The 8,032-nt window shown below is 47.7% G+C and carries 7 protein-coding genes and 2 rRNA genes (1 of these 9 running past the window's edge); 5 read left to right on the top strand and 4 right to left on the bottom strand.

All coding sequences use genetic code 11. From position 1 onward, the window contains the following. Both Pan161_RS08505 and rrf read left to right on the top strand, forming a co-directional pair. A 23S ribosomal RNA gene (locus Pan161_RS08505) occupies nucleotides 1–62 on the top strand (it extends 2,828 nt beyond the left edge of the window). A 125-nt stretch (nucleotides 63–187) separates the two neighbouring features. Next, nucleotides 188–297 (top strand): 5S ribosomal RNA (gene rrf, locus Pan161_RS08500). 481 nt (nucleotides 298–778) lie between these two features. Here the strand turns inward: rrf and istB are convergent. Beyond that, complete coding sequence (gene istB, locus Pan161_RS08495) at nucleotides 779–1,489, bottom strand: IS21-like element helper ATPase IstB (protein WP_145223927.1); 711 nt, start codon at nucleotides 1,487–1,489, stop codon at nucleotides 779–781. Then, entirely contained in the window at nucleotides 1,407–3,110 is a 1,704-nt protein-coding gene (gene istA, locus Pan161_RS08490; protein ID WP_145223926.1) for an IS21 family transposase, read from the bottom strand. The genes istB and istA overlap by 83 nt, the downstream gene beginning before the upstream one ends. A 377-nt stretch (nucleotides 3,111–3,487) precedes the next feature. Here istA and Pan161_RS08485 point away from each other — a divergent pair, with 377 nt between their 5' ends. From Pan161_RS08485 to Pan161_RS08475, 3 genes are all read left to right on the top strand, one after another. After that, on the top strand, nucleotides 3,488–4,453 hold the full coding sequence (locus Pan161_RS08485; protein ID WP_145225854.1) for a DUF1559 domain-containing protein: 966 nt from the start codon (nucleotides 3,488–3,490) through the stop codon (nucleotides 4,451–4,453). Between the two features lie 487 nt (nucleotides 4,454–4,940). Next, on the top strand, nucleotides 4,941–5,228 hold the full coding sequence (locus tag Pan161_RS08480; RefSeq protein WP_145225852.1) for a carboxypeptidase-like regulatory domain-containing protein: 288 nt from the start codon (nucleotides 4,941–4,943) through the stop codon (nucleotides 5,226–5,228). Between the two features lie 284 nt (nucleotides 5,229–5,512). Beyond that, complete coding sequence (locus Pan161_RS08475; protein ID WP_145225850.1) at nucleotides 5,513–6,262, top strand: creatininase family protein; 750 nt, start codon at nucleotides 5,513–5,515, stop codon at nucleotides 6,260–6,262. 27 nt (nucleotides 6,263–6,289) lie between these two features. Here Pan161_RS08475 and Pan161_RS08470 read toward each other — a convergent pair whose 3' ends face one another. Both Pan161_RS08470 and Pan161_RS08465 read right to left on the bottom strand, forming a co-directional pair. Next, nucleotides 6,290–7,084, bottom strand: a complete 795-nt coding sequence (locus tag Pan161_RS08470) for a formyltransferase family protein (RefSeq protein ID WP_145225848.1) — start codon at nucleotides 7,082–7,084, stop codon at nucleotides 6,290–6,292. Beyond that, nucleotides 7,081–8,022, bottom strand: a complete 942-nt coding sequence (locus Pan161_RS08465; RefSeq protein ID WP_145225846.1) for a polysaccharide deacetylase family protein — start codon at nucleotides 8,020–8,022, stop codon at nucleotides 7,081–7,083. Before Pan161_RS08465 ends, Pan161_RS08470 begins: the two co-directional genes overlap by 4 nt. Nucleotides 8,023–8,032: the final 10 nt, after the last annotated feature.

Raw genomic sequence — 8,032 nt, 5'->3', positions numbered from 1 at the left:
CGGAAGTGTAAGGTGAGTAATCATTTCAGCTGACCGGTACTAATGGACGAATGCTTAGCCGTTTTGATTTTTACATCATAAACGCTAAGAACAAAAGCTCTAGAGTTTAAAAATAATACTTGTTACTTTTACCATTTTAATACACCAGGCAGAGTAGTGCGGCCGCAAGGTTGGCGACTCTGTCAATTCCGGTGACTTTACCTGAGAGGCCACACGCGTTCCCATTCCGAACACGACAGTTAAGCTCTCAGGGCCGATGATAGTGCCCACCAGTGCGAAAGTAGGTTATTGCCGGATATTTTTAAAACCCCTTGTCTCCTTGAGATAAGGGGTTTTTTTACGTCTTCGGCATATCCAAATCACTTTACTGCCGAGCATAGTCATTCTCGTACCATTCTTTTCGGTCCAAATCTTTTTGGCGACAAATGGTAATAGTCTAACCTGTATCCAGCTTTACTATAACGTCTCCAGGTTCATATGGGCCGAGTATATTTGATTGAGAGACCCTGTGGCTTAAGCTAATGCGCTCTAATGACTGCAGTTTTGCCAGTTCCTGTTTTATAACGTAGAAGATTCTCTCAACTCCCGTTGATGTAATTTGATAAATCAAATGCTTCTATTCCAGGTTGGTTCATAGCGAATCTTCGATGGAAAATGCTCCGTTTTGGAGATTGGCGTGTAAAGCGGACCCACTTTGGCGCGGAAATGGGACCCACCTGGGGTTGGGTTAACCACGTGGGGTAACGTGGTGGTCAGTATGCCAAAGTGTGGAAGCGACTCAGGCTTTTTTGCGAGGTGGCTTCTTTTGTTTCATCGACTCTTTGAACCGATAGCTTTCACCATTCATCTCAAATATTTCACAATGGTGCGTTAATCGATCCAAAAGTGCTGCCGTCATCCGTTCGCCCTGAAAGATCTGGCCCCAGTCGCTGAAGGCGAGGTTGCTGGTGATCAGCAGACTTCGTCTTTCATAACGATCAGCAAACACCTGGAACAGTAGTTCCGCACCAGCACGGCTGAAAGACAGATAACCCAGCTCGTCGACAATCAGCAGATCGAGCTTGTCGAGCCTGTTCAGGAGACGCTCCAGACTGTATTGCTGTTGCGCGGTTTCCAGTTGATTGACGAGTGCCGCAGCGGTGAAGAATTTCGTTCGGATTCCTTCACGACAGGCGGCCAGGCCCAGTGCAATCGCCAGATGGGTTTTGCCCGTTCCCGGCTGACCAAGCAGACAGAGATTGGTATGTTGCCGGACCCATTCACCACGGGCCAGCTCCAACACCTTCTGTTTGTTGACTGATTTCATGGCCGCGAAGTCGTAATCTTCCAGCCCTTTTTCCACTGGGAACTGAGCCTGTTTGATCCGGCTGGTCAGCGCATTCGTGGACCGTGCCGCCACTTCCAGTTCAGTCAACTGCAGCAGATATTGCTCGAACGTCTGATTTGAGTTGGCCGCTTCGTGGGCCAACTTCTCGAACTCCGCATTCATGGCCGGTAACCTTAACTGCTTGAGATTGCTCTGCAGCAGTAGATTCGGATCGTTTTTCTTCTGTATTGTTTGTGGGGGCACGATGATCTCCTTGTGTTGACGTAGAAAGAAACAAATCAAAATGGTTCAGGCTCGGACAGGGAACCTGTACCGACAAGACCTCCGGACGACTCAATTCTTCTTTGCTCAGAGTTGCCGGAGAGAAATCAGGCTGATTGCGGGCATGCGCGGTACTGCGTTTGACCCGGCGAATGATCCGGTCGGCATCCGCTCCTTCGGGGCCACGCAACTGTTCGATGGTTTTCTGGACGCGCTGGACTGGATGTGCGGACAATAGCTGTAGCACTCGTACATATTGTTTTGCTCCCGCACATAAGCCATGCCGGTTTTCCAGCCGTTCGCGAAGTTCGTCAAACACCGGCGGTAGCTTCCACTGACGGTAGACGTTGGAATGATCTAACGCAGCCGGTCGCCGCCCCAAAGCTGCGAGGTAATGCAACGGGTTAAGAATCTGACACCCTTTCTCATAGCTTCTTTGATGGGTTGCCACCACAGTTCCCTTAAAGACCATTTCCACACGGTCAACGTAACCTTTGACGCTCACCGTCTGAAACGCACACTGTCGCGGCACGCTGTAATCCACGTTCTCAAACCGGGCGAACTGATACTTGTTGACCTTTACTTCCCGGCGGATGCACGGATCAAAGCGGTGCCTGGGCAACCCGGCGGCGTTTTGTTTGTCCTGTTCCAATCGTGTGCCGATGGTTTCTGTCTTACCACTACTGAGACGCTGCTGTTCCTGGAGGCAGCATTGCCGAAGATAGTTGTTGAGTTCCTCGAAATCTTCCATCTTGGGAACCGGAGTCGACCATTTCCGCTGCAACGTCTTCACGCGATTCTCAACGACCGGTTTTTCGTTCCCGCTGGCCGGCAGGCAGAACAGTGGTTCAAAGACATAATGACTTGCCAGGGCTGCATAACGTTGGTTGATTTTGCGACTCCGCCCGCTGAGCACCGCGTCGGCTACCGTTTTCGGGTTGTCCCACCAGACTTCTTTGGGAACGCGATCAAAATACTCGAACGCCTGCACCATGCCTTCCAGAATCGCTTCGGTCCGTTCCGTCGGTAGAGCGATCACAAAGGGGGCGTTGGAATACGACCAGACCAGAATCAACACTGAAACCCGTCGTCGTCCGTCGGGAAAATCGACATAAATCTTGCCGAAGTCGGCTTCCAGCCGTTGGCCCGGTTGGTGATCAAGCGGGATGAATGTTTCACGTTTATTGGTTCGGTGCTTCCGCACGAATCGACAAACTGCATCGTAACCGCCGAGATAGCCGTGCTCGTCCCGCAGTCGCTCAAAGATTCGTTGTGCTGTGTGCCGCTGTTTGGGTGGTTGCGATTCATCATCGGCGAGAATCTGTCGGATGGTCTCATGGAAGGGGCCCAGTCGGGGAGCCGCCTGAGTCTGGCGCTGCGAATATTGTTGCGGTTGCCCTGCACCGTGTAATACTTCGCGGATCTTTCGCCGTGAATGATGAAATGTCCGAGCGATTTCCCGGATGCTCATCCCGTCGCGATGAGCACGCCGTATACGTCCGTAATCGTCCACCGTAAGCATCCTTCACCCCGAAACTGAAGGTCAAAAGCCTCCAGTATCAGGAACTTGCTACGATGGGTCCATTTTACGCGCCAATAACTCCCCCAAAGTGGGTCCGCTTTGCACGCCAATCTCCACCGTTTCATTTGATTCATGTACTAAGTTTTGATAGAGTGATATAAGTTAACTTAAGAAAATAAATGTGCTCGCATTATATTTTCGAACAGCAATTCTCTTCTTAAATCTCTATTCCAAACAGTCTTACATCACTTTGTATTTGATAGCGCGGAGTGCTTCAATACTGAGGCAGCCCTCTTCTTACCCAAGATGCGGACTGTGTTGAGTGTTTAACAAATGCCCTAAGTTATTAAAAATGTTTTATACTAGGAGTTTTCTTGATGTTTCAGAGTGCTACAAAGCGACGCGGATTTACTTTGATTGAATTACTAGTGGTCATCGCCATTATTGCGATCCTGATTGCGTTATTGTTACCAGCCGTTCAACAGGCGCGCGAAGCAGCACGTCGCAGTACCTGTAAAAATAACTTGAAGCAACTGGGACTGGCATTTCATAATTACCATGATACACATCGAGTATTTCCACCAGCTGCGATAAACCCCGGTAGTGCAAAATGCTCCTCAATTTATGCTACCAATAATATAATGAATCATACCTGTTACCAGATGTTGCTCCCTTTTCTGGATCAGGCACCTCTCTACAACCTTTACAACTGGTCAACACCCAGTGGGCCAGCAATGCATTCCAGCTGCGGACATACCGCTCCTCCTACAACATCGAATCAATTTAATTTAATTGGTGCAAATCTACCTGTTTTTCTCTGTCCCTCTGATAGTGGAACCCCCATCGGAACAGATTCCGGTTCCACTTATTATTCAAACGGTGCCCACCGGACGAGCTATGGTGTGGCTGCAAATCAGTATGATTCTGATAAATCTACTTCATTTCAGGGAGATACATATAGTCAGAAAGGTGTGCTTGGGCTGAACGGTTCTGCAAAAATTTCTTCAATTACTGATGGAACCAGCAATACAGTGATTCTGATCGAAACTCCTCTGCTGAAAACGACAAGTGGATCTGATACCTATGTTGGTTTTGGTCCTTTCTGGGATACATTCACACATACGCATTTTATTCGTCCCACTGGCCAGGGGATCAATCGGCCTCGGAATGCAGCCTATAGTCAACGGGTTTATGGATGGGGCGCGGGAAGTTTTCATGTCGGTGGTGTGCATATTCTACTCGGAGATGGGGCTGTTCGCTTCTTGAGCGAAAATGCAAATATGACTGCGGTTGTCCAGGCACTGATTTCTTCCCGGGGGGGCGAGATAATTGGAGAGTTTTAAGCTGTATTACAGGGATCGCTTTAATAATTCATCCAATTGATTGCATATTGAAGTTTGCATTAAGCTAGTCCGTGTCCAGTTATGCTCCAGTATCTTTTAGTGCTTTGTCAAGCTACAAATTGAGGGTTGGGGGTGTCGTTTACGTGCTCAGTTGTCGCACTCTCGTGATATCTATCAACCCAAATTTTAAAAATGACACTCCACTAGTGGTGTTGGGACCGAGTTGAACATGAGGAAAGACGCTATGGTTTAATGTAATGTTCCTTTGGTCAGAGGGATCGATCATTTTGCATTCCGGACTCAACTCATTACTTATGTAATTCTATCAACTACCATTTCTAATAGCGAAAGTTTTCAGATGATGCGGCTGTTGCACAAACATGTTCGAAAATCCAGTTTTTATTTATTTGCTTGCCTCATAATGTCAGGGTGCTTTGGGGGAGGAGAGCAACTTCCTGAACTGACAACAGTAATAGGGACCGTTACAATGGATGGAAGTCCGCTTGCAGGGGCGAATATCATATTTCAACCACAAGAAGGAGGAGCTTCGTTTGCATTAACGGATGACAATGGAAACTATAAGTTGCTCTATAATGCCAATACTGTGGGGGCAATTCCCGGAGCACATGCTGTGAAAATCTCGAAAGAGAAAAATCCGGAAGAACCGGGACAAAACCTGGTTCCCCCCAGATACAATGATCAGTCCACGCTTACAGCCGAAGTTAAAGCCGGTGATGCAAACCAGATCCCGTTTGAATTGACTACAAAAAAATGAATGTATTTGAGGGACTGAAGTTAGGACTGAGTTCTAAAAATGAATCCGATGTTCTTGACTTGCTCTCCGGGGCAAGTTTTTTTACGCATATGACTTGCTGTGTGGGCAGAATTATTCTGAGGGACGGGAAAACAGTTCGCCCGTCAATATTCACGAAAAAAAACGGTGAATAGAACTTAAATGCCGTTCAATCGGGCGGGGTTGTGACGTTTTCTTCGCTTGTTCATCAAAAGTTCTCCTCGTCAAAAGGACGCTAACAACCTTCATAACAATTGGACCAGTTTTTGAAAAGCAGACCAACAGCTGTTGAACTGAAAAATATATCCCGCGAGGAGACCCTGGCCGTCCTGCCGATTGCCGCAGTCGAACAGCATGGACCGCATCTGCCAACCGGTACCGATGCCATAATCTGTACTGCCGTCGCAGAACAGGTCGAGGAACAACTTAAAGAAAAAATCGTACTTCTGCCAACGCTCTGGTTGGGGGCCAGTCAGCATCATCTCCGCTGGGGAGCCACATTGACTTCCCGGGTAGAAAACTATGAGACGCTGCTCTGCGAAATCTGTGAATCACTGCTGAAGGATGGGTTTCGCCGTGTCATGATTCTGAATGGACATGGGGGAAACATCGGTCCGATGCAGATTTCACTGCGACGACTGCAAGTTGACTATCCGAACTGCCAGTTGATGGCTGCTTCTTACTGGTCGATTGCAGAGGAAGAAATCGCGTCAGTCATGGAAGGGGATTGCAAAACAGTCGGGCATGCCTGCGAAGCAGAAACCTCCCTGATCATGCATCTCAGGCCCGAGTTGATACGAAGTGCAAAAGTGGAAAATTTCGATGATTATGCACCAGACCTCATTGATGGTGTTTATATCTGTCGCGACATGTTCCAACGTACGAGTGCCGGTGCAACAGGTCGACCCGATCTGGCCAGTAAAGAAAAAGGGGCCAGAATGTTTTCACAGATAGTCAAACGTGTTTCTGATGTCATCGGGCATCTATCTGAAGAACCGCTTTCACATTACCCTTAGACCAGATCATGATGAATCACAAACCGTTCATGCCAGATAAGGATACAGGAACTGGTTTAGATCTCTGGCTTCCAGCGCCTGTAATACTTCCGCGGGGGTTGGGGCTGTTTTCAGGTAATCAGCCGCGATTTCATCTGTGAAATCTGAGTTGCGCGTGTATTTCATTTCCAGTGATTTGTCCTGAATTACAGGCGTAAATTCAAAAATTGAACCTGTTTTCAAATGGCTGATTAATCCTTCATGTGCCGCTTTGACAGCTAGCATTCCCAGTTGGAATGGTTCCGATTCCTGCGGTTTCGGTAAAGCATGAAACAGCATTGGGCCGGAGTCCAGACCTTTAGAGAGCAGGTGGATGGTAGCGCCCACAAAATCGGGGTGCCCCTCCTGGAGTGCCCAGAAATTGCAGCTGCTGCCGCGGTAGTAGGGGGAGACTCCCATGTGGATATTCAGCGCTTGATGCTCGACCAGAAAGTCACATAATTCCGCTTTGATAAAACTGCTGCCAAACACAATGTAGTAGTCACTTTCCAAAGCGGGCTGCAGTGTTGGAGACTCCAGCCGATTTAGATCTCCCAGTTTCATTGAGAGCGATTTGACATTACTCGGGGTAAAGCGGGGATGACCAAAAATTGACTTTTCCGCCTGCAAGACGTGGCTGAAATATTCCTGCATGATGTCTGATCGACGGAAAAAATCCGCGACGTGTCCGGGGAATATCGTATTACATTCCTGGACCGCATAAACTTCATCTGCGATTTCTGCCAGAGATTCGATTAGAGAAATATGTCGTGGTTGATTGCTGGTAAAGACCGTGATTTTCATGCTGCAATTTTTCCCATGATATTTGCATGGTCTTCCCGGGGGAATTCGAGAAGTGAGGAATGTGGTTCCGCCATATTGGATCGAAAGCCGATTTTGATTTTCAGGTCCTGCAGTATCTGAATAGTTTCGTGATTATATGAGTTGCAGGGGTGTGAGACTGTTTCAGGTGTTGCATTTAAGATCTCATTCAGTGTGTCATAATTGGTTTTGTATTCTGTCCACTGATCTTTCGCGGGTAAGGCTGCCAGCGCAGTTGGGTGAGTATGAGAATGCAGGCCTATAACGTGGTTTTTTTCGTGCAGTGCAATTACCTGCCGGTCATTCATCCATAAATCACTGGAAAAATCATTTAAGTCGATGTTTTGTGCATCGATCATCTGATCCAGGATGTGATTGTAGGCATCGACGCCCAGGGCATGATCGCGAACAAAGCGAAAACGCCTGTCTGCTTCCGTGTAAAAGGGAAACTGGCTGAGATAGGTTGCAGGGGAGAATTCGTTTAAGGCAGTCACCACCTGGGATGCATATGGTGAAGTGTTGACAGTTCCAAAGAAATCCTCATAAAAAGCATCAATGCCTTCAAAGCAGGATGTTCTGAACTTCCGGTAAATTTCCAGCTTTTCAGTGCCACCCGTAATGACCGAAGAATAGACAAACCAGAATGCGCTCAAATCAAATGCTTCCAGCACCGGCAGTGCGACTTCGTACTGACAGAGCAGGGCATCATCGAATGTCAGGCAAACTTCATTTTCATGGAGGTTGTTCTGAATTGCTTTTTCGAGCCATTCGAGGGCAGGTAGAATCTGATGATGCCGCTGGTAGTATTCGATGATCTGCGCCAGTTCATTCTGTGAAATCGCACCTTGCCCTTTTATGTGTTTATCATCATAAAAGTGATGAAACATAATTCCATGCGGGCATTGGGATTTAGTATTCAAGAGAGTTCTT

Origin of the sequence: Gimesia algae, from assembly GCF_007746795.1 — a bacterium.
GTDB lineage: Bacteria > Planctomycetota > Planctomycetia > Planctomycetales > Planctomycetaceae > Gimesia > Gimesia algae.
Note: the sequence above shows the minus strand (reverse complement) of the source record. Positions and strands in the feature narration are given on the sequence as shown.

Excerpts from the sequence above, each read along its gene's own strand:
- istB (WP_145223927.1), bottom strand. The coding sequence starts at position 1,489 with ATGAATGCGGAGTTCGAGAAGTTGGCCCACGAAGCGGCCAACTCAAAT.
- istA (WP_145223926.1), bottom strand. The coding sequence starts at position 3,110 with ATGCTTACGGTGGACGATTACGGACGTATACGGCGTGCTCATCGCGAC.
- Pan161_RS08485 (WP_145225854.1), top strand. The coding sequence starts at position 3,488 with ATGTTTCAGAGTGCTACAAAGCGACGCGGATTTACTTTGATTGAATTA.
- Pan161_RS08480 (WP_145225852.1), top strand. The coding sequence starts at position 4,941 with ATGGATGGAAGTCCGCTTGCAGGGGCGAATATCATATTTCAACCACAA.
- Pan161_RS08470 (WP_145225848.1), bottom strand. The coding sequence starts at position 7,084 with ATGAAAATCACGGTCTTTACCAGCAATCAACCACGACATATTTCTCTA.